Source organism: Streptomyces sp. NPDC024698 (assembly GCF_055559015.1).
Genome location: NZ_JBVHLK010000004.1, coordinates 506,642 through 528,523, shown reverse-complemented (window position 1 = coordinate 528,523; position 21,882 = coordinate 506,642). Strand labels below are relative to the sequence as shown.

General features: G+C 72.7%; 20 protein-coding genes. 11 read left to right on the top strand and 9 right to left on the bottom strand.

The features are described from left to right. Positions 1-159 precede the first annotated feature (159 nt). Positions 160-1,740, top strand: a complete 1,581-nt coding sequence (locus ACZ4AA_RS13270) for a ricin-type beta-trefoil lectin domain protein (RefSeq protein WP_467600158.1) — start codon at positions 160-162, stop codon at positions 1,738-1,740. A 35-nt stretch (positions 1,741-1,775) separates the two neighbouring features. Here ACZ4AA_RS13270 and hutI read toward each other — a convergent pair whose 3' ends face one another. The 4 genes from hutI to hutU form a co-directional block, all read right to left on the bottom strand. Next, positions 1,776-2,951, bottom strand: a complete 1,176-nt coding sequence (gene hutI / locus ACZ4AA_RS13265) for an imidazolonepropionase (RefSeq protein ID WP_467600155.1) — start codon at positions 2,949-2,951, stop codon at positions 1,776-1,778. 71 nt (positions 2,952-3,022) lie between these two features. Then, a complete protein-coding gene (locus ACZ4AA_RS13260) occupies positions 3,023-4,381 on the bottom strand; it encodes a formimidoylglutamate deiminase (protein WP_467600152.1) in 1,359 nt (452 codons plus the stop codon). Beyond that, positions 4,372-5,595 (bottom strand): allantoate amidohydrolase, encoded by a 1,224-nt coding sequence (locus ACZ4AA_RS13255; RefSeq protein WP_467600149.1) that lies wholly within the window; start codon positions 5,593-5,595, stop codon positions 4,372-4,374. The genes ACZ4AA_RS13260 and ACZ4AA_RS13255 overlap by 10 nt, the downstream gene beginning before the upstream one ends. Further along, positions 5,592-7,265: a urocanate hydratase gene (gene hutU / locus ACZ4AA_RS13250; RefSeq protein WP_467600146.1), complete on the bottom strand. Its 1,674-nt coding sequence runs from the start codon at positions 7,263-7,265 to the stop codon at positions 5,592-5,594. Before hutU ends, ACZ4AA_RS13255 begins: the two co-directional genes overlap by 4 nt. Before the next feature lie 179 nt (positions 7,266-7,444). On the opposite strand from hutU, the gene ACZ4AA_RS13245 reads away from it, so the two are divergent. The 5 genes from ACZ4AA_RS13245 (at position 7,445) to ACZ4AA_RS13225 (ending at position 11,371) form a co-directional block, all read left to right on the top strand. Then, positions 7,445-8,812 (top strand): type III PLP-dependent enzyme domain-containing protein, encoded by a 1,368-nt coding sequence (locus tag ACZ4AA_RS13245; RefSeq protein WP_467600143.1) that lies wholly within the window; start codon positions 7,445-7,447, stop codon positions 8,810-8,812. A 369-nt stretch (positions 8,813-9,181) separates the two neighbouring features. Next, a complete protein-coding gene (locus ACZ4AA_RS13240) occupies positions 9,182-9,589 on the top strand; it encodes a hypothetical protein (protein ID WP_037628227.1) in 408 nt (135 codons plus the stop codon). Further along, on the top strand, positions 9,586-10,398 hold the full coding sequence (locus ACZ4AA_RS13235; RefSeq protein ID WP_467600140.1) for a transcriptional regulator: 813 nt from the start codon (positions 9,586-9,588) through the stop codon (positions 10,396-10,398). Before ACZ4AA_RS13240 ends, ACZ4AA_RS13235 begins: the two co-directional genes overlap by 4 nt. 65 nt (positions 10,399-10,463) lie before the next feature. Then, on the top strand, positions 10,464-10,982 hold the full coding sequence (locus tag ACZ4AA_RS13230; RefSeq protein WP_467600137.1) for a roadblock/LC7 domain-containing protein: 519 nt from the start codon (positions 10,464-10,466) through the stop codon (positions 10,980-10,982). Positions 10,983-10,996: 14 nt separating this feature from the next. After that, the gene (locus tag ACZ4AA_RS13225; RefSeq protein WP_339129766.1) at positions 10,997-11,371 is read left to right on the top strand and encodes a roadblock/LC7 domain-containing protein; all 375 of its coding nucleotides are present in this window, start codon (positions 10,997-10,999) and stop codon (positions 11,369-11,371) included. Here ACZ4AA_RS13225 and ACZ4AA_RS13220 read toward each other — a convergent pair. The 3 genes from ACZ4AA_RS13220 to ACZ4AA_RS13210 all read right to left on the bottom strand — a co-directional run bounded on the left by ACZ4AA_RS13220 (position 11,368) and on the right by ACZ4AA_RS13210 (position 14,594). After that, positions 11,368-11,967: a hypothetical protein gene (locus tag ACZ4AA_RS13220; RefSeq protein WP_467600135.1), complete on the bottom strand. Its 600-nt coding sequence runs from the start codon at positions 11,965-11,967 to the stop codon at positions 11,368-11,370. The two genes, ACZ4AA_RS13225 and ACZ4AA_RS13220, sit on opposite strands and share 4 nt — an antisense overlap. A gap of 153 nt (positions 11,968-12,120) precedes the next feature. After that, positions 12,121-13,008, bottom strand: a complete 888-nt coding sequence (locus tag ACZ4AA_RS13215; RefSeq protein ID WP_467600373.1) for a MurR/RpiR family transcriptional regulator — start codon at positions 13,006-13,008, stop codon at positions 12,121-12,123. A 50-nt stretch (positions 13,009-13,058) separates the two neighbouring features. Then, entirely contained in the window at positions 13,059-14,594 is a 1,536-nt protein-coding gene (locus ACZ4AA_RS13210; protein ID WP_467600132.1) for an aromatic amino acid ammonia-lyase, read from the bottom strand. A 147-nt stretch (positions 14,595-14,741) separates the two neighbouring features. Here ACZ4AA_RS13210 and ACZ4AA_RS13205 point away from each other — a divergent pair, with 147 nt between their 5' ends. After that, positions 14,742-15,179 (top strand): hypothetical protein, encoded by a 438-nt coding sequence (locus tag ACZ4AA_RS13205; protein WP_467600129.1) that lies wholly within the window; start codon positions 14,742-14,744, stop codon positions 15,177-15,179. A gap of 407 nt (positions 15,180-15,586) precedes the next feature. Here ACZ4AA_RS13205 and ACZ4AA_RS13200 read toward each other — a convergent pair whose 3' ends face one another. After that, positions 15,587-16,981 (bottom strand): cystathionine beta-synthase, encoded by a 1,395-nt coding sequence (locus ACZ4AA_RS13200; RefSeq protein WP_467600126.1) that lies wholly within the window; start codon positions 16,979-16,981, stop codon positions 15,587-15,589. A gap of 143 nt (positions 16,982-17,124) precedes the next feature. On the opposite strand from ACZ4AA_RS13200, the gene ACZ4AA_RS13195 reads away from it, so the two are divergent. The 3 genes from ACZ4AA_RS13195 (at position 17,125) to ACZ4AA_RS13185 (ending at position 21,036) form a co-directional block, all read left to right on the top strand. After that, positions 17,125-18,153, top strand: coding sequence for an SGNH/GDSL hydrolase family protein (locus tag ACZ4AA_RS13195; protein ID WP_467600123.1), 1,029 nt, complete (start codon positions 17,125-17,127; stop codon positions 18,151-18,153). A 573-nt stretch (positions 18,154-18,726) separates the two neighbouring features. Next, positions 18,727-19,947 carry an acetyl-CoA C-acetyltransferase gene (locus ACZ4AA_RS13190; RefSeq protein WP_467600120.1) on the top strand — a complete coding sequence of 407 codons (1,221 nt, stop codon included), beginning with the start codon at positions 18,727-18,729 and terminating at the stop codon, positions 19,945-19,947. A 291-nt stretch (positions 19,948-20,238) separates the two neighbouring features. Then, positions 20,239-21,036: a hypothetical protein gene (locus ACZ4AA_RS13185; protein ID WP_467600117.1), complete on the top strand. Its 798-nt coding sequence runs from the start codon at positions 20,239-20,241 to the stop codon at positions 21,034-21,036. 54 nt (positions 21,037-21,090) lie between these two features. Here the strand turns inward: ACZ4AA_RS13185 and ACZ4AA_RS13180 are convergent, their stop codons facing one another. After that, positions 21,091-21,402 (bottom strand): hypothetical protein, encoded by a 312-nt coding sequence (locus ACZ4AA_RS13180; RefSeq protein WP_467600114.1) that lies wholly within the window; start codon positions 21,400-21,402, stop codon positions 21,091-21,093. A gap of 104 nt (positions 21,403-21,506) precedes the next feature. Here ACZ4AA_RS13180 and ACZ4AA_RS13175 point away from each other — a divergent pair, with 104 nt between their 5' ends. Then, positions 21,507-21,737 carry a DUF4287 domain-containing protein gene (locus ACZ4AA_RS13175; protein ID WP_467600111.1) on the top strand — a complete coding sequence of 77 codons (231 nt, stop codon included), beginning with the start codon at positions 21,507-21,509 and terminating at the stop codon, positions 21,735-21,737. The last annotated feature ends 145 nt before the right edge of the window (positions 21,738-21,882 follow it).

The following is a 21,882-nucleotide window of genomic DNA, read 5'->3' as shown; positions in this document are numbered from 1 at the left end:
CAACTCCCCTGGTGCGGCGGCTGGTTGAGAGCGCTCCCATGGAATCTTTGTCCGACACCTCTTTCCCCACACGACCGATCCCGTCACTATGGGCATCCCAAACTGGCCGGTACGTCAGGACGGGACGAGCGTGCACCAAGGGCGGGGAGGCGGACGGACATGGCGCAGGACGACCCTGCCGGCGGAGGAACCGCGGCCGAGGGGGAAGGCCGGGCCGCGGAGGCGTCCGACGCACGGCTGACCGAGCTGCTGCGCGGCGGAACCTCGACGGCGTACACGGCACTCCAGGAACTCCGCGCGCGCCACCGCGACCCGGTCCTCGCCTACGCCCGGCTGTGCACCACCGGCGAGTCCGGAGCAGGACAGCTCGCCGCGCAGACCTTCACCCTCGCGGCCCGCGAGACCGCGCGCGGCATCGACCCGAACGTTCCCTGGCGGCACCAGCTCCTGCTGCTGGCGGGGCGGACGGCCGCCTCGTGGGCCCGGGACCAGCGGGCCGCGGGCCTCGACCCCGGACTGCTCCTCGTCCTCAGCACCGCGGGCGCCTCGGGCCCGGTCCCCTCCCTGCTCCCCGCCTTCCAGTCCCTCCCCTCCCGCGCCCAGGGCCTCATCTGGTACGCCGTCGTGGAGCGCGAGCCCGCACGGCGGACGGCGGTCCTGCTCGGCCTCACCCCCGAGGACGTCACGTACGGCACCGACCAGGCGCTCCAGTCCCTGGGCCAGGCCTGTCTGAGACATCGGCTGGCCGCGTCGGACGATCCGCGCTGCGGGGACTTCCGCCGGCTGATCGAGGAGTCGGTGCGACCCGACAACCCCCGCTCCAGCACGGACCTCAACACCCACATGGCGCACTGCGCGCACTGTTCGGCCGCGTACGAGGAACTGACCGCCCTGCGCGACCATCCCCGCACGGCCCTGGCCGAGGGTCTGCTGCCCTGGGCGGGCACCGCGTACGTCACGAACGACCTGCCGGAGGCGGGAGCTGTACCGCCCGTACTCACCGTCGGCCCCCGGTCGTCGATGCTGCCCCGGCCGCTCTCCCGACGGGTCGTCCTGACCTCGGCGGCGGCGCTCGGTGTGGCCCTGGCGCCGGTCCTGTTCCTGCTGCTGTCCTCGGGCGGGTCGCCGTCCACGGGCGCGGCGGGCTCGGTCGGCACGCCCTCGGGCCCGCCCGCGGTGACCGTCACGGCGACGGTTCCGGTCACCCCTTCGGCCCCCACGCCCTCGGCCTCGCCCTCTCCTTCGGCTACCTCCGCGTCGCCCTCGCCGTCCCCCAGTTCGGCGCCGCCGAGGTCACCGGGCCCGAAGCCGACCCCGACCGTCGTCCCGCGTCCGCCGGGCGGCGCCTCCACACAGGTGGTGAACGTCGCCTCGGGCCTGTGTCTGGACGTCCGCGACGGCGACTTCGAGAAGGGCACCGACGTGGTCACGGCGCCCTGCACGTCCTCCTCCACCCAGCGCTGGCGCGTGGACAACGGCAGCGGTTCCCTGCGGTCGGCCGCCGACGACGACTTCTGCCTCGACAGCCGCGGCTCCGTCGACAAGGGGGTGGGGATCTGGGAGTGCTCCTCGCTCGACGGCGACCACGGCGACAACCTCCGCTTCACCGTCGACGGGGACGGGGTGATCCGCCCGGCCGTGGCCATCGAGACGGCGGTGACGCCGGACGGGGACGGCGGGCTGTCCCTGGTGCCGCTGAACGGGGGCACGGGCCAGCGCTGGCGCGCCGGCAAGGCCTGAGGCGGCCGTGGACCCGCCCGCCCCCGTCGGCGGGCTCAGATCTCGCGGACTCCGCGCCGCCAGACGCCGGTGACCAGCGGGACGCCCGGACGGTAGGCGAGGTGGACGTGGCTGGGCGCGTCCAGCAGGGTCAGGTCGGCGTAGGCGCCCGGCGCGATCCGGCCGACGTCGTCCCGGCGCAGTGCCCGCGCGCCGCCCGCCGTCGCGGACCACACGGCCTCGTCCGGGGTCATCCGCATGTCCCGTACCGCGAGCGCGATGCAGAAGGGCACGGACGAGGTGAAGGACGAGCCGGGGTTGCAGTCGGTGGACAGGGCCACGGTGACACCGGCGTCGATCAGCCAGCGGGCGTCGGGCCACTCGGCGCGGGTGGAGAACTCGGCGCCGGGCAGGAGCGTCGCCACGGTGTCGCCGCTCGCCAGGGCGTCCACGTCCGCGTCCGTCAGATGCGTGCAGTGGTCGGCGCTCGCCGCGTCCAGTTCGACGGCGAGCTGGACGCCGGGGCCGTACGAGAGCTGGTTGGCGTGTACGCGCGGGTGCAGGCCCTTGGCCTTGCCGGCCGTGAGGATCGCGCGGGCCTGGTCGCCGTCGAAGGCGCCCTTCTCGCAGAAGACGTCCACCCAACGGGCGTACGGGGCACAGGCGTCGAGCATCTCACCGGTCACCAGGGCGACGTAGCCGGCCGGGTCGTCGGCGTAGTCCGGCGAGACGATGTGGGCGCCGAGGTAGGTGACCTCGTCGGTGTGCGAGGCGGCGATGCGCAGGGCGCGGGCCTCGTCCCGGACGGTCAGTCCGTAGCCCGACTTGGTCTCGAACGTGGTGGTGCCCTGGCGGAGGGCCTCGCGAAGGTACCGGGTGAGGTTGCGCTCCAGTTCCTCGTCGGAGGCGGCGCGGGTGGCGGCGACGGTGGTGCGGATGCCGCCGGCGCTGTAGGCGCGGCCGGACATGCGGGCGTTGAACTCCTGGGTGCGGTCGCCCGCGAAGACCAGGTGGGAGTGGGAGTCGACGAAGCCCGGGATCACCGCGCGGCCGCCGGCGTCGACCCGGTTGTCAGTGGCGGGTGCTTTGCTTGATTCACCGGTCCACGCGACACGGTCGCCGTCGATGACGACGGCCGCGTCCTGGATCAGACCGAGCGGGGATCCGTCACCTTGGGAGGGATCGTTGGTGACCAGACTGGCGATGTTGGTGATGACGGTCGTGCTGCTCATGGCGTCCTCCGGGGTGGCGGGACTGCTGGTGGGGGGCGTCGGGCGGGCGGTGTCTCCCGCCCGCCCGGGAGTCAGGAGCGCAGTGCCTGGACGGCGTCCGCGAGCGCTTCCGGCACATCGGGGACGAGTGTGTGCGCGCCGTCGCGCACGACGTGCCTGCCCGCCACGACCGTGTGCCGGACGTCGGCGGCCGTGGCCGCGAATACGGCTGTCTCCGCGCCGAGGCGTGGCACCGGTCCCGCTGTTCTGACCGAGTCGAGGGCGATCGTCGTGAAGTCGGCGAGGGCGCCCGTCTCGATGGTGCCGGCGTCGTCCCAGCCGAGGGCCGCGTGGCCGTCGGCGGAGGCGGCGCGCAGCAGGGCGGCGGCCGTCCAGTGGCCGCGGGTGCGGGTGCGCAGCCGTTCGTTCAGCTCCATCGCGCGTGCCTCTTCGAGGAGATCGATGACGGCGTGGCTGTCGGAGCCGAGCGAGAGGGGTGAGCCCGCGCGCTGGAGGGCGACGGCGGGGCCGATGCCGTCGGCGAGGTCGCGTTCGGTGGTGGGGCACATGCAGGTGCCGGTGCCGGATCCGCCGAGCAGGGCGATGTCCTCGTCGGTGAGGTGGGTGTTGTGGACGCCGGTGGTGCGCGGTCCGAGGACGCCGTGGTCGGCGAGCAGCCGGGTGGGCGTGCGGCCGTGCGCGGCCTGGCAGGCCTCGTTCTCCGCGGTCTGCTCCGACAGGTGGACATGGAGCGGGGCGCGCCGCTCCTCGGCCCAGCGGGCCACGGTGGCGAGCTGTCCGGCGGGCACGGCCCGTACGGAGTGGATCGCCGCGCCGATCCGCGCGTGATCCCGGTCCTTGAGAAGTGAACAGCGTTCCGCCCAGGCCTCCGCTGTGCCGTCGGAGAAGCGGCGCTGGTGCGGGTTGGGCGGCTGCCCGAAGCCGGAGGAGAGGTAGGCCGTGTCGAGCAGGGTGATGCGGATGCCCGCGTCGGAGGCGGCGGCGATGAGGGCCTCGCCCATGGCGTTGGGGTCGGCGTAGGGGGTGCCGTCGTGGGCGTGGTGCACGTAGTGGAACTCGCCGACGGCGGTGACTCCGGCGAGCGCCATCTCCGCGTACACCGCGCGGGCCAGCGCGTGGTAGGTCTCCGGGGTCAGCCGGTCCGCGAAGGAGTACATGATCTCGCGCCAGGTCCAGAAGGTGCCGGAGCCGACCTGGACGGTGCCGCGCAGGGCGCGGTGGAAGGCGTGGGAGTGGGCGTTGGCGAGGCCGGGGAGGGTGAGTCCGCGCAGGATCTCGGCGCCCGGCGGAGGGGTGTCGACGCCGGTGCGGACGTCGGTGACACGGCCGTCGGCCCCGGAGCCGTCGGCCGACACGGTCACCGCGACGCCCGGCTCGACGTGGGTGTCGAGCCAGGCGTGTTCCAGCCAGTACGTCTGCGTCACCTGCATGCCAGCCCTTCGAGTACGTCGGCGAGTGCGGTCACCCCGGCCACGCAGTCGTCCTCGGCGGCGTACTCGGCCGGGGAGTGCGAGACACCGGTGGGGTTGCGTACGAACAGCATGGCGGTCGGGACGGTGCCGGAGAGGATTCCGGCGTCGTGTCCGGCCCCGGTCCCGAGGACGGGGACGTTCAGGACGGCCTCCCGGTCCTTGCCCAGGATCCGGGCGAGTTCGTCGCGCAGGGCGTGCTCGAACTCGACGACGGGGGTGAACGACTCGCGGATCACATCGAGTTCGACGCCCTGCGCCTCGGCGTACTCGCGGGCCGCCTTCTCGACTCCGCCCACGACGGTGTCGAGGGTGGCCTGGTCGGCGGCGCGGGAGTCGAGCCAGCCGCGTACCAGGGAGGGGATGGCGTTCACGCCGTTGGGCTCGACGGAGATCTTGCCGAAGGTGGCGACGGCGCCCGCGAGCCGGGCCTCGCGGCGAGCGGCGAGGACGGTCTCGGCGTAGGGCAGCATCGGGTCGTGGCGGTCCACGAGCCGGGTGGTGCCGGCGTGGTTGGCCTCGCCGCGGAAGTCGAAGCGCCAGCGGCCGTGCGGCCAGATGGCGCTGGCGATGCCGACCTGGTCGCCGCTGAGGTCCAGGGCGCGGCCCTGCTCGACGTGGAGTTCGACGAAGGCGCCGATGCGGCCGAGGCGTTCGGGGTCGGGGCCGATGGCGGCGGGGTCGTGTCCGGCGCGCTCCATGGCCTGCGGCAGGGTGATGCCGTCGCCGTCGGTGAGGCGGTGCGCCTGCTCGACGGTGAGCTGTCCTGCGGCGAGCCGGGATCCGACGCAGGCGAGGCCGAACCGGGCGCCCTCCTCGTCGCCGAAGTTGACGATGGCGAGGGGCTTGGTGAACTCCGCTCCCCGGGCGCTGAGTTCGTCGAGGGCGGCGAAGGAGGAGACGACACCGAGGGGTCCGTCGAAGGCGCCTCCGTCGGGCACGGAGTCCAGGTGGGACCCGGTGACCACGGCGTCGCCCGCGGTGGGGTCGCCGAGCCAGGCCCACTGGTTGCCGTTGCGGTCGAGCTCGTAGGTGAGCCCGCGGGACTCGGCCTGCTGCCGGAACCAGGCGCGGCAGTCGGTGTCGGCGCCGGTCCAGGCGAACCGGCGGTAGCCGCCGGAGGCGGAGCTGCGGCCGATCGGCAGCAGCTCCGCCCACATGCTGTGGAACGTCACGCGTCGCCGCCCTCGTGGCTCTCGCGCATCGGGATGCGCACGCCGCGCTCGTCCGCGACGGACTCGGCGATGTCGTAGCCGGCGTCGACGTGACGGATGACGCCCATGCCGGGGTCGTTCGTCAGGACGCGGCGGATCTTCTCGCCGGCGAGCTTGGTGCCGTCGGCGACGGACACCTGGCCGGCGTGGATGGAGCGGCCCATGCCGACGCCGCCTCCGTGGTGGATGGAGACCCAGGAGGCGCCGGAGGCGACGTTCACCATGGCGTTGAGCAGCGGCCAGTCGGCGATCGCGTCGGAGCCGTCGAGCATGGCCTCGGTCTCGCGGTACGGGGAGGCGACGGAGCCGCAGTCGAGGTGGTCGCGGCCGATGGCCAGCGGGGCCGCCAGCTCGCCCGAGGCCACCATGTCGTTGAAGCGCTCGCCCGCCTTGTCGCGCTCGCCGTAGCCGAGCCAGCAGATACGGGCGGGCAGGCCCTGGAAGTGGACGCGCTCGCCGGCCAGCTTGATCCAGCGGTGCAGCGACTCGTTCTCCGGGAAGAGGTCGAGGATCGCCTTGTCCGTCTTGTGGATGTCGGAGGCCTCGCCGGACAGGGCCGCCCAGCGGAAGGGGCCCTTGCCCTCGGAGAAGAGCGGGCGGATGTAGGCGGGGACGAAGCCGGGGAAGGCGAAGGCGCGGTCGTACCCGGCGAGCTGGGCCTCGCCGCGGATGGAGTTGCCGTAGTCGAAGACCTCGGCGCCCGCGTCCATGAAGCCGACCATGGCCTCGACGTGCTTGGCCATGGACTCGCGGGCGCGGGTGGTGAAGCCGGCCGGGTCCTTGGCGGCCGCGTCGGCCATGTCGTCGAAGTCGACGCCGACGGGGAGGTAGGCGAGCGGGTCGTGGGCCGAGGTCTGGTCGGTCACGATGTCGATGGGCGCGCCCTCGGCGAGCATGCGGGGCAGCAGCTCCGCCGCGTTGCCGAGCAGGCCGATGGACAGCGGCTTGCGCTGGTCGCGGGCCTCGACGGCGAGCTGGAGGGCGTGCTCCAGGGAGTCGGCCCGCACGTCCAGGTAGCGGTGCTCGATACGGCGCTCGATGGCGCGCGGGTCCACGTCGATGCAGATCGCGACGCCGTCGTTCATCGTCACGGCGAGCGGCTGGGCGCCGCCCATGCCGCCGAGACCGGCGGTCAGCGTGATGGTGCCGGCCAGCGTGCCGCCGAACTTCTTCGCGGCGACGGCGGAGAAGGTCTCGTAGGTGCCCTGGAGGATGCCCTGGGTGCCGATGTAGATCCAGGAACCGGCGGTCATCTGGCCGTACATGGTCAGGCCGAGCTGCTCAAGGCGGCGGAACTCCTCCCAGTTGGCCCAGTCGCCGACCAGGTTGGAGTTGGCGATGAGGACGCGCGGGGCCCACTCGTGGGTCTGCATGACACCGACGGGGCGGCCGGACTGGACCAGCATGGTCTCGTCCTGCTTGAGGGTCCGCAGCGTGCGGACCATGGCGTCGAAGGAGCGCCAGTCACGGGCGGCCTTGCCGGTGCCGCCGTAGACGACGAGCTTGTCGGGGTGCTCGGCGACCTCGGGGTCGAGGTTGTTCTGGAGCATCCGCAGGGCGGCTTCCTGCTGCCATCCCAGGGCGCTCAGTTCCGTACCGCGCGGCGCTCGGACGGGGCGGGGTCCTGACATGGTCTGCCTCCTAGCGGACTGTTTCAGTAGATATTCACATCCTCACCCCTTGAATAAGGCTAGTCAATAGGCGCGCGGCCCCGCACGCGCTCCCGCCGGATGTTTGGCTGGGACGCATGGGCGCAGACATGGACAGGGCAGGGGATCGGGACGACGGCGACAGGGCGGGCGGGGCTGCGATGCCTTCGGCGCAGGACACGGACGCGACACGGGTGGCACGGCGGGACGACGCCGTGCGGGCCGCCGTGGAACAGGGGCTCCTCACCGCGGACCACCCCGTCGTCGCGCTCCTCGACGTGACCGGCATCCGGGCCTCGGCCGCCGCGCTGCACTCCGCGTTCGCCGCGGTGGCCGCTCCCGGCACCCCGGTACTGCACGCCTTCGCGGTGAAGGCGACCCCCCTGGTGCCGGTACTGCGGCTGCTGCGCGAGCAGGGCGTCGGCGCGGAGGTCGCGAGCCCCGGAGAGCTCGCGCTCGCCGCGGCGGCCGGTGTCCCGCCGGAGCGGACCGTGCTCGACTCGCCGGCCAAGACGCCCGCCGAGCTGCGCGAGGCGCTGGCACTGGGCGTCGCGGTCAACGCGGACAGCCCACAGGAACTGGACCGCATCGACGCCCTGGTCCGCTCGGCGGCCTTCGGCTCCCCCCTCGCCTCCCCTGTCGGAATCCGGGTGAACCCGCAGGTCGGCGGGGGTTCGATCGAGGCGCTGTCCACGGCGACGGCCACGTCCAAGTTCGGGGTCGCGCTACGGGACGAGGGAGCCCGCGTCTGGATCGTGCGGGCGTTCGCCGACCGCCCGTGGCTGACCCGGCTGCATGTCCACTCGGGCTCGCAGGGCATGCCGCTCTCACTGATGGCGCGGGGTGTGGCGGAGACGTACGCGCTGGCGGAGGAGATCAACCGGCACGTCGGGCGACGGCAGGTCGACACGATCGACATCGGCGGCGGACTGCCGGTCGACTTCGGCTCCGACACCCTGTCCCCGACGTACGCGCAGTACGCGCGGCTGCTCGCCGAGACGGCACCGGGACTGTTCGACGGGCGGTACGGACTGGTCACCGAGTTCGGGCGGTCGCTGCTGGCCAAGCACGGGACGGTCCTGGCGCGGGTCGAGTACACGAAGTCCGCCGGGGGCCGGGCCGTCGCGGTCACCCACGCCGGGGTCCAGGTGGCGACTCGCACGGTGTACGCGCCGGGGTCGTGGCCGCTGCGGATCACCGCGTACGACGCCAAGGGCCGGCCCAAGACGGGGCCGGACGTCGTCCAGGACGTCGCGGGCCCGGCCTGCTTCGCCGGCGACCTGCTCGCCGAGGGCCGCCCGCTGCCGCTGCTCGAACCGGGCGACCACGTGGCCGCGCTGGACACCGGCGCGTACTACTTCGCCCACCACTACGCCTACAACTCCCTGGCCCGCCCCGGCGTCTACGGCTTCGCCCCGGACCCCGCCACGAACGGCACACGCTTCGCGGTCGTACGAACCCCACAGACCCTGCCCGAGATCGTCACCGAATCAGGCGGCCCCCACACCCACTCACTCACCGCACTGTAGAGATCCGGACCCCGTGGTAGTCCAGCCCCTCCGGCGTTCGAAGAGCGGGGTCCGGGGCGGAGCCCCGTGTACGTGACCGGCAGGGCCGTCGGGGCGAGTCCGAGGGGGCGGCACCAGCCGACCGGTACCCCCGGAGCGCACGTGAACCGCGTGCGCCCGATCGCACCCTTGCACGCCCCCACCGCACCGCCCCAGGGCAGCACGAAACGCCCCCGGCAGGTTTGAGACCGCCTAAGAATGTGGTCAGTCGACCCACCTTAGTCATCGCGGGCATTTTCCACAGGAAAATGCCGGATCACTCCCTTCCCGTGCACACAGTGCGTAACTTCGGCGTCACTCGGCCGAACCCTTTGGCGGGAGGGAGACACGGTGCCCGGTATCGACGAGTGCCTGCTGGAGGCCATGACACTGCCCGGTGCCCGGGGCGCCTCGGTGGTCGACTGGACCAGCGGCCTGGCTCTGGGCACGGTCGGCGACGCTCCGGGCGACGACCACGAGACGACCGCGGCGGAGGCAGCCGAGCTGGCCCGGCTCGCCGCGGAGAATCGCTCGTTCGCCCCCAAGGGCGGCTCCGACTGGTCCGAGTGGTCCGACCAGGAGACCCCGATCGAGGACCTGATCATCAGCAACCGCGACAGCTACCACGTCCTGCGGTTCGTCCGGACCGCCTTCGACAGCAGCGTGTTCCTGCATCTGTGGCTGGCCCGCTCCGACGGCAATCTCGCCCTGGCCCGTATCCGGCTGGGCGAGATGGCCGGACGGCTGGTGCTCGTATGACCACCGTCAGGACACCTCCCCCTCCCCGGCTCCCGATACGGGACACGGCACCGGGCGCCGCCGGAGGCGCCTCACCGATGCTCGGCCGGCTCGCCGAAGAGCGGGCCACCGGCGTCCTCATCCGCGAGCGCGGCACCCTCTACCTCGCCGACGGCGAGGTGGTGCACGCCGAGAGCCCCGCCACACCCGGGCTCGACGTGCTGTTCTCCGTCCACGGCGTGCTGGCCCCCGAGGTGTGGAGGGAGGCGGTCGCCGCCGCCGGGGCGCGCCGCCGGGTGGGCCGGTTCCTGATCGACAGCGGCCGCATCGCGGAGGGCGCGCTGGAACTGTGCCACCTCGGCTCCCTGTACGACGCCGCCTACTTCGTCCTCGGGCCGAGCAGTACCCCGAGCCGCTTCCGGTACGGGGCCGCGCACTGGTTCGGCCCGCTCCGGCCCGTCCCGGTCGCCGCACTGGAGCGCGAGACGGTGCGCCGGCGGGAACTGCTGCACCGGATCTGGCCCGACCCGGCGACCGACACCGCGCCGCTGCGACGCGCCCCGCTCGCCGCGGGACCGAGCGTGTCGGTGCGCCAGGAGGCCGTGCTCGACCGGGTGGACGGCGTCCGCACGGCGGCGGAGGTGTCCCTCGCCCTGGGACGGCCCGCCTTCCACACGCTCGTCGACCTGCGCCGGCTCGCCGCCGCCGGACTGGTGACGGCCGCGCCCGAACCGCAGCCGCTTCCCCCGCCCAGCGTGCTCACCCAGACCTCCTCCGATCCCGACGTCGCGCTGCTGCGACGCCTCAGAGACGCGCTGGAGGCCTTGTGAGTCCCAACCCCGCGGGAGGCCTTGTGATCCGCGCGCTACGACAGCGTGCCGAGAGGAGACTGCTGATGGCGGCGGAGGCCGAAGTCCTGGACGAACTCCATCGGCTGAGGGCCCGGGTGCCCCAGCTGACGGGAGCGCTCGCGGCCAGCGCCGACGGTCTCGTCCTCGCCCACGACACACCCGGCGTCGAACCGGACGGCCTGGCCGCGCTCACCGCGGCCGCCCTGGGGGTCGCCATCCGCATGGCCGACTCCACCGGCCACGGCGACCTGCGCGAGCTGCTGGTGCGCGGAGTGCACGGCTATGTCGCGACGTACGCGGCGGGCGGCTCCGCCGTCCTGACACTGCTCGCCCAGGACCGGGTCAACGTCGGTCGGCTGCACCTGGAGGGGCGGCGCTCCGGCACCCGGATCGGCGAACTCGTCGACGCCGCCACGGCTCGCGGGGAGCCGGCCGCCGAACCGGCCAAGCCCTCCGCCAAGCCCTCCGCGAAGACACCGCTGCGCACGCGCACCCCCCGCGGCACCACCCCGCGGTCCACATCCACTCCTGCCACCAACCACCCGAGAACATCAGAGAGCTGAAGGAGCACCCCATCATGACGAACACCGAGACCGCCCTCAAAGAGGCCCTGGCATCCATCGAGGGCGCGACCGGAGCCGCCCTCGTCGACTACACGAGCGGCATGGCGCTGGGCACCATCGGTGGCAGCAAGAGCTTCGACCTCACCGTCGCGGCCGCCGGCAACACCGATGTCGTCCGCGCCAAACTGCGCACGATGGAACACCTGGGCCTGAAGGGCGACATCGAGGACATCCTGATCACGCTCTCGGACCAGTACCACCTGATCCGGCTGATGAAGGGCCGCGGCGGGAACGGTCTGTTCCTGTACCTGGTCCTCGACCAGAAGCGGGCCAACCTGGCGATGGCCCGGCACCAGCTCAAGCGGATCGAGAACGACCTCGAGGTCTAGTACCCCTCAGTCGGCACCCGCTCCGGTCGATGACGCCGCGCCCCACCGGGCGCGGCGTCACCCGCTGCCACTCCGGTGGCCCGTACGGCCCGGACCGGCTTGCCCACGGGGGCACCGGCGCGCGGGCCGAGCCAGTCGACGCGCACCCAGATCAGTGCCTGCTCGGCACGCTCCAGGCGCCCGAGCCGGCCGGCCTTCAACCACAGTCCGACGCCCGCCCCGGCGAGCAGCATGCCGCCCGCGGCGGGCACGGCGAGCGAGCAGAGCAGTGCGGCGACGAAGGCGAGCAGCAGCCACCAGCGGTGCCCCCGGCGCCAGTTGCGCACGGTCACGGCACGGTCCTGGAGCACATCGTGCTTGCCGGCGCGGGCGGCCGAGCGGACCAGGGCGTCGTACCTCTTCCCGTGCCGGTACGCCACCACGGCCGCCGTGACGAGGAACAGCGCGGCCCCCGCCATGACGCCGATCCTGCGTCCGGTCAGTCCGGGGAGCACCACGCCGATCCCGGCGGCCGTCACCCCGCACCACCACAGCGGCGCGGCTCCCGCCCGCACCACGACGGCCACCCGGGCAAGTCCTTGTCCTCCGCGCGCCACGATCCGCCTCCCTTATCAGCGCCTTCACCTCCACGGGCGCGCCGACGACGGCCGTCACGCCCGTGTGCCTTGGGCGGGCAGGCTAACCACGGAAGGTGAGACGCGTCTGAGAAACACCCGACGCGGCGCCGGGCCCCTCGGGGGCGGGGCTCTCTACTCCACGAACAGTCCGCGGACGGCGGCCCGCGCGTCGAACTGCTCCAGTCGTGCCTGCGCGTCCGGCAGGTCGTCGCACATGGCCTCCAGCAGGACCCGGCCGAGGAGCATCGGCGCGCAGGCCGTGTCGAAGGCGAGGCCGGTGCCGACGGCGGCGGGGAGCAGCAGGTCGGACACCTTCGCCACCGGCGCGAACGCGGAGTCCGCGACCGTGACGACAGTCAGCCCGGCCTCCTTGGCGTAGCCGAGGGCGTCGACGACCTCGCGCGGGTGCCTCGGCAGCGCGAAGCACAGCAGGGCCGTGGCCCCGGCCCGGACGGCGGCGTCGACGCGGTCCTGGAGCATCGTGCCGCCCTCGTGCAGCAGCCGGACGTCGGGGTGCACCTTGGCGGCGAAGTAGGCGAAGCCGTAGGCCTGGGAGGCGGCGGCGCGCAGTCCGAGGACGGGCAGCGGGCGCGAGGCCGCCAGCAGACGCCCGGCCCTGGCGACCGGACGCGGGTCGGCGAGCACGGCCGCGAGATGGCGCAGGTTCTCGATCTCGGCCTCGACGGCCTGCTGGTACTCGTTGTACGAGGCGGTGTCGGTGGCCGGTTCGGCGGGCGCGACCTCACGCAGGTGCTTGCGCAGCGCCGGGTAGCCGTCGAAGCCGAGCGCGACCGCGAAGCGGGTGACGGAGGGCTGGCTGACTCCGGCGAGTTCGGCGAGTTCGACACTGGACAGGAACGGCACCTCGGCGGCGCTGCGCACCATGCTGTGGGCGATGCGCCGCTGGGTCGGGGTGAGCCGGCGTCCTTCGAAGAGGGCCTGGAGCCGTCCGGCGGGGCTGTCGCTCACCTGCGTGTCGCTCTCCACGCCGCCGTCCCCCGTCGTCCCGCCGGCCGTCATCGCCCCGCCGTTCCCGTTCCTGTCACCGCCGGCCCTGTCGCTGCCCGTGCTCATGACGTGGTCCCCCTCCAGATGTCCGTGAACCGGTCGAGCAGCGCGGCGGCCGCTGTCACATCGTCCGTGAGCGGCCGGTCGGCCTGCTCCGCGTCGAGCACCGCCTCGGCCAGTTCCAGCGCCCGCGCGGCCGGCAGCTCCGGGTCGGGCCGCAGGTCGCGCTGGCGCAGCGCCCGTACCGCGGCGACCAGTTCGCAGCCGACGACGAGACGGTACGCGCCACACGCGCGCAGCGTCTGGCGTGCGGCGAGCGAGGCGAAGCTCGCCTGTTCCTCGACGCCCCGGGAGAGTACAGCGTGGCCGAGCGAGGCGGGTGCGGAGAAGGCCCGCAGGTCACCGAGCGCGGCACCGGCGGCGTACTCCAGGATCATCACCCCCGAGGCCGCGGGTTCGTGGTCGGCGAGGAAGGGGCGCAGCCGGGTGTAGGCGGGTTCGTTGAGGGTGGAGAGGCGGGAGGTCGACAGGCGTGCCACCTGGGTGACGGCGAGTCTGAAGTGGTCCAGTGCGAGGGCGAGTTGAGCCTGGTAGAAGCCGCCGTGGTGGTAGGCGGCCATGTCCTTGGGGGAGATGAGGGGGTTCTCGGCGGCGGCGTTGATCTCCACCGTGAGGACCGCCTCCAGCGCGTCCGCCGCGTCGTGGGCGGGGCCGTGTATCTGCGGCAGGCAGCGGAAGCCGTACGGGTCCTGGATCCGCCCGAGCGGTGCCGCGGGGCGGTCGGCGGCGCCGATCAACTCCCGCATCCGGCGTGCCACTTCGACGGAGCCCCGGTGCGGCCGGGCGGCGTGCACGGGTGCGGCGTAGGCCTCGTGGGACCCGTCGACCGCCAGCAGCGACAGGGCCGCGACGACCTGGGTGGCGCCGATCAGTCCGCGCAGCTCGTGCAGCGCGAGGGCGGACTGTCCGAGGGTGAGCGCGTTGCTGCTGATGAGCGCGAGGGCGTCGTTGTTGTCGAGCGCGAGCGGCTCGGGGGCGCTGGTGGGTGAGCCGTCCGGGCCCCGCCACGGGTGTTCGCCCGCGAGGGCCAGGCCCACCTGGGCCAGGGCGGCGATGTCACCGGTCCCGACCGAGCCGAACTCGTTGACGGCCGGGTGGGCGCCGCTCTCCAGTGCCGCGCACAGCGCGGTCACGACGGTGGGCCGCAGTCCCGCGCCGCCCGCGAGGAGCTGGTTCGCGCGGACGGCGAGCATCGCCCGGATCTGCCGGGCGGGCAGCTCCGCGCCGATGGCACCGGCGTGGCTGCGCAGCAGGCGCAGTCCGTGGCCGACGGCCGCCTCGGAGGGCACGTCCTCGTTCCGGTTGGCGCCGACGCCGGTGGAGCGGCCGTAGACGCGGCCGGTGGCGGCGATCCGCCGGGCGGCGCACCAGGACTCCTCGGCCCGCTTCATCGCGTCCGTGCCGGGAACGGGCCGCGCGGTCCCGTCCGCGAGCCGGACGACGTCGTCGGCGCCGGTGCTCCGGCCGTCCAGGACCACGAGCGCGACGGCCGCGGGGGGCGTCACCGCGCACGGCGTGTCCACGGTCCCGGACGACATCACGTACACACCCTTCTATTCAGGTACCGAGAACTCTGCATGACGATATGCAGCCGGGCAAGGGGCGTCTTACGGGGGTTCGGCCCAGCCGCGATCGGGGGGCTATCCCCAGTGCCAGGCGCGCCCCGGCTGCCTAACGTGGTCGTCATGACCGGTATGAACGCCCGCCATGACGACGCGGAGCTGAAGAAGGAACTCGACGCCACCCTGCGCGCGCGCAGGGAACTCGGCGAGGAGTACGAGTCCGCGCTGGTCGACTCCTTCCTGGAGAAGGTCGAGCAGCGCCTCGACGGGGCGGTCGACCGCCGGGTGCGGCGCCGGCTCGCCGAACAGCAGATGGTGGTGGCGCGCGGCGCGCGTTCCCCACAGTCGGCCGACTCCTGGGGCGAACGCTTCGGTTTCGGGATCGTCTCGCTCGTCCTCGCGATCCCGCTGTCCGCGATCGGGGTGGCGAACGCGCACCTGCCGGGTCTGCTGGTGGCCTGGGCCGGCATCGTCGGGGTGAACGTGGTCCAGGCGGCCCGGCTCTCCCCCGGCTTCTTCCGCCGCCGCGGGGCCCGGACGGAGTCGGACTGGGAGGAGTAGCCGTCGCGGGACGGCGGACGGCATACGAAAGGGCCCATCACTCGCGGGGAGTGCCGGGCCCTTCGACGTATTGCGCGGGGACCGCCGCACCCCCGGTGAAGGGGGGCGGGACGACGGCGGTCCCCGCGAGGGACGCGAGCCGGGTCAGGACCGGGCTGTGCGTCCGTGGCGTCCATGGAGGTCCGGGAGCCGCTCCGGAGGTCCTTGGCGCCGTTCGGCGTCGGCCGGGGCGGGGAGCCGCTCCCGCCCTGCCGACACCCACTAATGTGCCGGACCCGTGTTAAGCGGGTGCTGCGCGGACGTGTCGCGCTCGTACCACTTCCGCGAAGTTCACCCCGGCCGGAGCCGGAAGATCCACACGGATCCGACACTTCGAGCGAAAATCCTGCTCAGGCCCCCGGACGGGGTCAGGCCCTGGTGCCGCCCTTGGCCAGGAAGGACAGCAGGTCCTGCCGGCTGACGACCCCGGTGGGCTTGCCCTCGACGAGCACGATCGCCGCGTCGGCCCTGCCGAGCACGGACATCAGGTCGGCGACGGGCTCGCCGGAACCGACCTGGGGGAGCGGCGAGGACATGTGCTTCTCCAACGGGTCCTCCAGGGAGGCCCGCTTGGTGAACAGCGCGTCCAGGAGCTCGCGCTCCACGACCGACCCGATGACCTCGGCGGCCATCACGTCCGGGTGACCGGCGCCCGGCTTGACGATCGGCATCTGCGAGACGCCGTACTCGCGCAGCACCTCGATGGCCTCGCCGACGGTCTCCTCCGGGTGCATGTGCACCAGCGAGGGGATCGAGGCGCCCGCCTTGTCGTTCAGGACGTCGGCGACACGGGCGCTCGGGCCGGTGTCCTCCAGGAAGCCGTAGTCGGCCATCCACTCGTCGTTGAAGATCTTGCTGAGGTAGCCGCGGCCGCTGTCGGGGAGCAGCACGACCACGACGTCGTCGGGGCCGAGGCGCTCGGCGACCCGCAGCGCGGCCACGACGGCCATGCCGCAGGAGCCGCCGACGAGCAGCCCCTCCTCCTTGGCCAGCCGGCGCGTCATCTGGAAGGAGTCCTTGTCGGACACCGCGACGATCTCGTCCGCGACCGTACGGTCGTACGCGGTCGGCCAGAAGTCCTCACCGACGCCCTCGACGAGGTAGGGCCGGCCCGAGCCGCCGGAGTACACGGAGCCCTCGGGGTCCGCGCCGACGACCTGCACCTTGCCGTCGCTGGCGTCCTTCAGATACCGGCCGGTGCCGGAGATCGTGCCGCCGGTGCCCACACCCGCGACGAAGTGCGTGATCCTCCCCTCCGTCTGCTCCCACAGCTCGGGGCCGGTGGAGTGATAGTGCGAGAGGGGATTGTTCGGGTTGGAGTACTGGTCGGGCTTCCAGGCCCCCGGGGTGTCCCTGACCAGCCGGTCGGAGACGTTGTAGTACGAGTCCGGGTGCTCCGGGTCGACGGCGGTGGGGCAGACCACGACCTCGGCCCCGTACGCGCGCATCACGTTGATCTTGTCGGTGGAGACCTTGTCGGGGCACACGAAGATGCACTTGTACCCCTTCTGCTGCGCCACGATGGCGAGGCCCACACCGGTGTTGCCGCTGGTGGGCTCGACGATCGTGCCGCCGGGCTTGAGCGCGCCGCTCTCCTCCGCGGCCTCGATCATGCGCAGGGCGATGCGGTCCTTCACGGATCCGCCGGGATTGAAGTACTCGACCTTCGCCAGGACGGTCGCCTGGATGCCCGCGGTCACGTTGTTGAGCCTCAACAGCGGGGTGTTGCCGACGAGACTGATCATCGAGTCGTGGAATTGCACCGTTGTCTCCGGAGCTGCGTTTTCAACAGGAATGGTCTCGTCAGCCTACGGCCCTGAGCAGCCGTTCACCCTCAGTTGCGATTGGCCCACCCGCTCTTCGGGGCAAGCAGTGGTTGTACGGCTACAGGAGGTGGCGGCGAGGAATGACGAGCATGTCGAGGGCGAGGGTGGCCCGGCGGATCGCCGCGGGCGCGGCGTACGGCGGGGGCGGCGTCGGGCTGGTGGGTGCGGCGGCCGTCGGTCTGGTGCTGGCCGAGGTGCAGTTCGTGAAGCGGCACGTGAACAACGGACACGCTCCCTACGCCCCACGCGCCGACGGTCTGTACGGGTACGACTACACCGGCGCCTCCCCGGACGAGCCCCCGCTGCGGCTGACGATGCTCGGCGACTCGACGGCCGCGGGGCAAGGGGTCCGCCGGGCCCGGCAGACGCCGGGGGCGCTGCTCTCCTCGGGGCTCGCGGCGGTGGCCGAGCGGCCGGTGGAGCTGTGCAACGTGGCGCTGCCGGGCGCCCAGTCGGACGATCTGGACCGTCAGGTCGCGCTCGCCCTCACGGACACCGCACGGCTCCCCGACGTCTGCGTGATCATGATCGGAGCGAACGACGTGACGCACCGGATGCCGCCGACGCGCTCGGTGCGTCATCTGTCCGCGGCGGTACGGCGGCTGCGCACGGCCGGTGCGGAGGTGGTCGTCGGCACGTGTCCCGACCTGGGCACGGTCGAGCAGGTCCAGCAGCCGCTGCGCTGGCTGGCGCGGCGCGCGTCCCGGCAGCTGGCCGCCGCCCAGACGATCGGGACGGTCGAGCAGGGCGGGCGCACGGTGTCGCTGGGCGACCTGCTGGGCCCCGAGTTCGCGGCGAATCCCCGGGAGCTGTTCGGCCCGGACCACTACCACCCCTCGGCCGAGGGGTACGCCACCGCGGCGATGGCGATCCTGCCCACGGTCTGCGCGGCGCTGGGCCTCTGGCCGGCGGAGGAGGAGCGGCCTGACGTGTCGCGCAACGAGGGGTTCCTGCCGGTGGCACGGGCGGCGGCGGAGGCCGCGTCCGAGCCCGGCACCGAGGTCGCGGCCGCGATGCCCACCGGCCCTCGCGGCCCCTGGGCCCTCCTCAAACGCCGCCGCCGCCAACGCCTCCCCTCAACAGACCCGACCCCGACCCCGTCCCCCTGACTCCGGGTGCAAGGCGGGGGCCAGGTGCGGCTGCGGATGCGCGGGGGCTGATCGCGCAGTCCCCCGCGCCCCTGAACACCCCCGGCCGGGGCCCATACCCGGCTGCGGATGCGTCGTGCCTGATCGCGCAGTTCCCCGCGCCCCCGGACACCCCCGGCCGGGGCCCATACCCGGCTGCGGATGCGTCGTGCCTGATCGCGCAGTTCCCCGCGCCCCTGAACACCCCCGGCCGGGGCCCATACCCGGCTGCGGGTGCGTGGGGGCCGGGCGCGCAGTTCCTCGCGCCCCTGGCCCCGTCGCCCTGCCCTGTGCATGAAAGGCGGGGCACGAATTTTCAGCCCCTCCGGCGATTGAGGAGCGGGGTCCGGGGCGGAGCCCCGCGGGGGGCACCCCTACGCGGGGGACCTATCCAACACCTCCGGGGAAGCACCCCCCAAGGCGCCCCCGCCAGGAAAAAGCAAGCGCTTAGAAAAGTGCGTCCGGTGTCACACCCCCGCACCGGTGACCTCGACGGTACGTACGGGTAACTTCCCAAGCAGCCCTGCACACTTCCCGTACGCCAATGGAGCCGTGATGCCCGAAGCCGTGATCGTCTCAGCCGCCCGCTCCCCGATCGGCCGCGCCTTCAAGGGTTCCCTGAAGGACGTGCGCCCCGACGACCTGACCGCCACGATCATCCAGGCCGCCCTGGCCAAGGTCCCCGAGCTCGACCCGAAGCTCATCGAGGACCTGATGCTCGGCTGCGGCCTCCCCGGCGGCGAGCAGGGCCACAACCTCGCCCGCATCGTGGCCGTGCAGATGGGGATGGACCACCTCCCGGGCTGCACCATCACCCGCTACTGTTCCTCCTCGCTCCAGACCTCCCGCATGGCCCTGCACGCCATCAAGGCGGGCGAGGGCGACATCTTCATCTCGGCGGGCGTCGAGATGGTCTCGCGGTCCGTCAAGGGCACCTCCGACGGAATGCCGGACACCCACAACGCCCTCTTCGCCGACGCCGAGGCCCGCACGGCCGAGGTCGCGCAGTCGGAGGGCTCGGCCTGGCACGACCCGCGCGAGGACGGCCTGATCCCGGACGCGTACATCTCGATGGGCCAGACCGCCGAGAACCTGGCCCGCCTCAAGGGCGTCACCCGCCAGGACATGGACGAGTTCGGCGTCCGCTCGCAGAACCTCGCCGAGGAAGCCATCAAGAACGGCTTCTGGGAGCGCGAGATCACCCCGATCACGACCCCGGACGGAACGGTCGTCAGCAAGGACGACGGCCCGCGTGCCGGCGTGACGCTGGAGGCGGTCCAGGGCCTCAAGCCGGTCTTCCGCCCCGACGGCCTGGTCACCGCCGGCAACTGCTGCCCGCTGAACGACGGCGCCGCCGCCCTGGTGATCATGTCGGACACGAAGGCCCGCGAGCTCGGCCTGACCCCGCTCGCCCGCATCGTCTCGACCGGCGTCACCGGCCTGTCCCCCGAGATCATGGGCCTCGGCCCGGTGGAGGCCAGCAAGCAGGCGCTCAGCCGCGCCGGCCTCACCGTCGACGACATCGACCTGTTCGAGATCAACGAGGCCTTCGCCGCCCAGGTGATCCCGAGCGCCCGCGACCTGGACATCCCGCTGGACAAGCTGAACGTGAACGGCGGCGCCATCGCCATCGGCCACCCCTTCGGCATGACCGGCGCCCGCATCACCGGCACGCTGATCAACAGCCTCCAGTTCCACGACAAGCAGTTCGGCCTGGAGACCATGTGCGTCGGCGGCGGCCAGGGCATGGCGATGGTCATCGAGCGCCTCAGCTGACCACGGCGACCCGTTCCCGTGACGGGTTTTGAACCCAGCGTGAACGAATCGGCCCAGAAGCCCGGAACCACCGGGCCTCTGGGCCGATTTGTGATCCAATCCCTTCCAAGATGTGACCTATGTCCCCTCGGAAGGGCATTCCCGCAGGTCAGATGCGTGCAGGGTTAAACCTGGGACCCAAAGTCCTGTCCTGTTCGTGACGTTACGCACTGACAGTTTGATGGTTCGCCCTTCAAGCTGATGTAGGAAGTCGGGGGCCGACTTTGAACCGGGAGTACGTCAGTGAGCGCCATGCCGATTGCTCTGCTGCTCACCACCGCCGCGAGCGCGGCCGTGGGCGTCGCCGTTCTGCACACCCTGAGAGGTGTGCGTCGGCAGGTCGCAGCCCTGCACAGTGAACTCGTCGCGACCCGCGCCGGCGCGGCGCGGGCTCTCGTGCCCGCCGCGCGCGGAAGCGCCGACGCGGACGAGATACGTACCGCCGTGGCCGAGGCACTGGCCGACGAGCGGGAGCGGGAGCTCGCCGAGGCGCGGGCCTTCTGGGCCGCCCAGGAGGCGCGTGACGTCTCCGACGCGCCCTCGCTGCTCGGGCTGCCCGACAGCGAACTGTTCCTGCCGCGCCACTCCGACTTCGCGGGTCTCGACCACCTGGAGCCGGCGGCCGAGACCGGCACGGACCTGGAGGAGTTCCTCCAGACCGGCACCGCGGGCGACTCCCCGGAGCTCGCCGCGGCCCGCCGCCGGCACCCCTCGCACCCGGACTTCGTTCCCGTCCAGTCACCGGTGGTCAACGACCACGAACGCACGGTGGCCCGCCTGGAGGAGCTCGCCGAGTCCCGTACGGAACTGGCGGACGTGCGTCCCGGCCCGCTCGGCACCCTCGACGTGTATGTCTTCGCCGACGGCACGACGCTGTGCATGACGCCCGGCCACCGTGAGACCGCGCAGCGGCTCGCCGCCGCCCTGACGGCCGGCCAGGCCCCGTTCCTGCTCGGCGGTTCCGGCGTCTCGGGCGCGTACGCCCTGACCTTCGCCTTCGGCGAGGAGAACGTCTACATCCTGGCGGACCGCGTCATAGCGTCGCTCTAGCGTCCGCCCCGGAGGCGGGCAGCACGGACCATCGCGCCGGAGTCGACCGAGAGGTCAGACCCCGGCGCGTTTCTGTGCCTCGGCCACGAGCGTGACGGCTTCGGCCAGTTCCTCCTCGGTCTTCAGTACGAGGGCCAAGTCGTGCGCGGCGACCGTGATTTGGTCGGCAGCGGCGAACATCCCGGCGTCGGGCATCTCCCGGGGCTCCCCCGACGGGTCCTCGACCCGCTGGGCGCGTACCGCGAACTCCCTGGCCAGCCCCAGCGCCTCGGCCGCGCCGCTGCGTTGCAGGCGGCTCTGCGGAGCGGCCCGCAACCGGTCGGCGAATTGGTCCACGGCTCGGGTCAACGGCGTCGTATCCAGCACGCCGCGAGACTACGCGCAGCGGCGGGACTGTTGCCAACAACCCAACCCTCAGGCACGGTGGCGTGAAGGACCGGCTTACATCCCCTTTGCGTTCGGAGGCGCCGATGTCCCAAGTCTTCTCCGAGGAGACCCATCGCAACCTGCTCGCCCGCATTCCCCATTGCACCGGTCGTGAGATCTCCGACTGGCTTCGCACCGTCGACGAAGGCCCCGCCCTCTTCCGCTTCGAGGAGAAGGTCAGCTGGCTCCGCTCCGAGCACGAGCTGGCGTACGGCCACGCGAAGGCGATCATCCACGAGTACGACCTGAGGAGGGCCGCGCGCAAACTGCTGTGAGCGCGCACCACCGAGCCGACAGGCATCCGGCGATCCGCACGGCACGATCCGCACATGACGACCGGCATCCCATGACGAAGGGCCCGCGAACTGGTGGTTCGCGGGCCCTTCCCTCAGCTCGTCCGGCAGCCTGCCCAGCCGCCGG

Bases quoted from the DNA above. Each gene is read 5' to 3' on its own strand.
- ACZ4AA_RS13270 (WP_467600158.1), top strand. From the start codon at position 160: ATGGCGCAGGACGACCCTGCCGGCGGAGGAACCGCGGCCGAGGGGGAA.
- hutI (WP_467600155.1), bottom strand. From the start codon at position 2,951: ATGAGCAGCACGACCGTCATCACCAACATCGCCAGTCTGGTCACCAAC.
- ACZ4AA_RS13260 (WP_467600152.1), bottom strand. From the start codon at position 4,381: ATGCAGGTGACGCAGACGTACTGGCTGGAACACGCCTGGCTCGACACC.
- hutU (WP_467600146.1), bottom strand. From the start codon at position 7,265: ATGTCAGGACCCCGCCCCGTCCGAGCGCCGCGCGGTACGGAACTGAGC.
- ACZ4AA_RS13245 (WP_467600143.1), top strand. From the start codon at position 7,445: ATGCCTTCGGCGCAGGACACGGACGCGACACGGGTGGCACGGCGGGAC.
- ACZ4AA_RS13235 (WP_467600140.1), top strand. From the start codon at position 9,586: ATGACCACCGTCAGGACACCTCCCCCTCCCCGGCTCCCGATACGGGAC.
- ACZ4AA_RS13230 (WP_467600137.1), top strand. From the start codon at position 10,464: ATGGCGGCGGAGGCCGAAGTCCTGGACGAACTCCATCGGCTGAGGGCC.
- ACZ4AA_RS13225 (WP_339129766.1), top strand. From the start codon at position 10,997: ATGACGAACACCGAGACCGCCCTCAAAGAGGCCCTGGCATCCATCGAG.
- ACZ4AA_RS13215 (WP_467600373.1), bottom strand. From the start codon at position 13,008: ATGACGGCCGGCGGGACGACGGGGGACGGCGGCGTGGAGAGCGACACG.
- ACZ4AA_RS13210 (WP_467600132.1), bottom strand. From the start codon at position 14,594: ATGTCGTCCGGGACCGTGGACACGCCGTGCGCGGTGACGCCCCCCGCG.
- ACZ4AA_RS13205 (WP_467600129.1), top strand. From the start codon at position 14,742: ATGACCGGTATGAACGCCCGCCATGACGACGCGGAGCTGAAGAAGGAA.
- ACZ4AA_RS13195 (WP_467600123.1), top strand. From the start codon at position 17,125: ATGACGAGCATGTCGAGGGCGAGGGTGGCCCGGCGGATCGCCGCGGGC.
- ACZ4AA_RS13190 (WP_467600120.1), top strand. From the start codon at position 18,727: ATGCCCGAAGCCGTGATCGTCTCAGCCGCCCGCTCCCCGATCGGCCGC.
- ACZ4AA_RS13185 (WP_467600117.1), top strand. From the start codon at position 20,239: ATGCCGATTGCTCTGCTGCTCACCACCGCCGCGAGCGCGGCCGTGGGC.
- ACZ4AA_RS13175 (WP_467600111.1), top strand. From the start codon at position 21,507: ATGTCCCAAGTCTTCTCCGAGGAGACCCATCGCAACCTGCTCGCCCGC.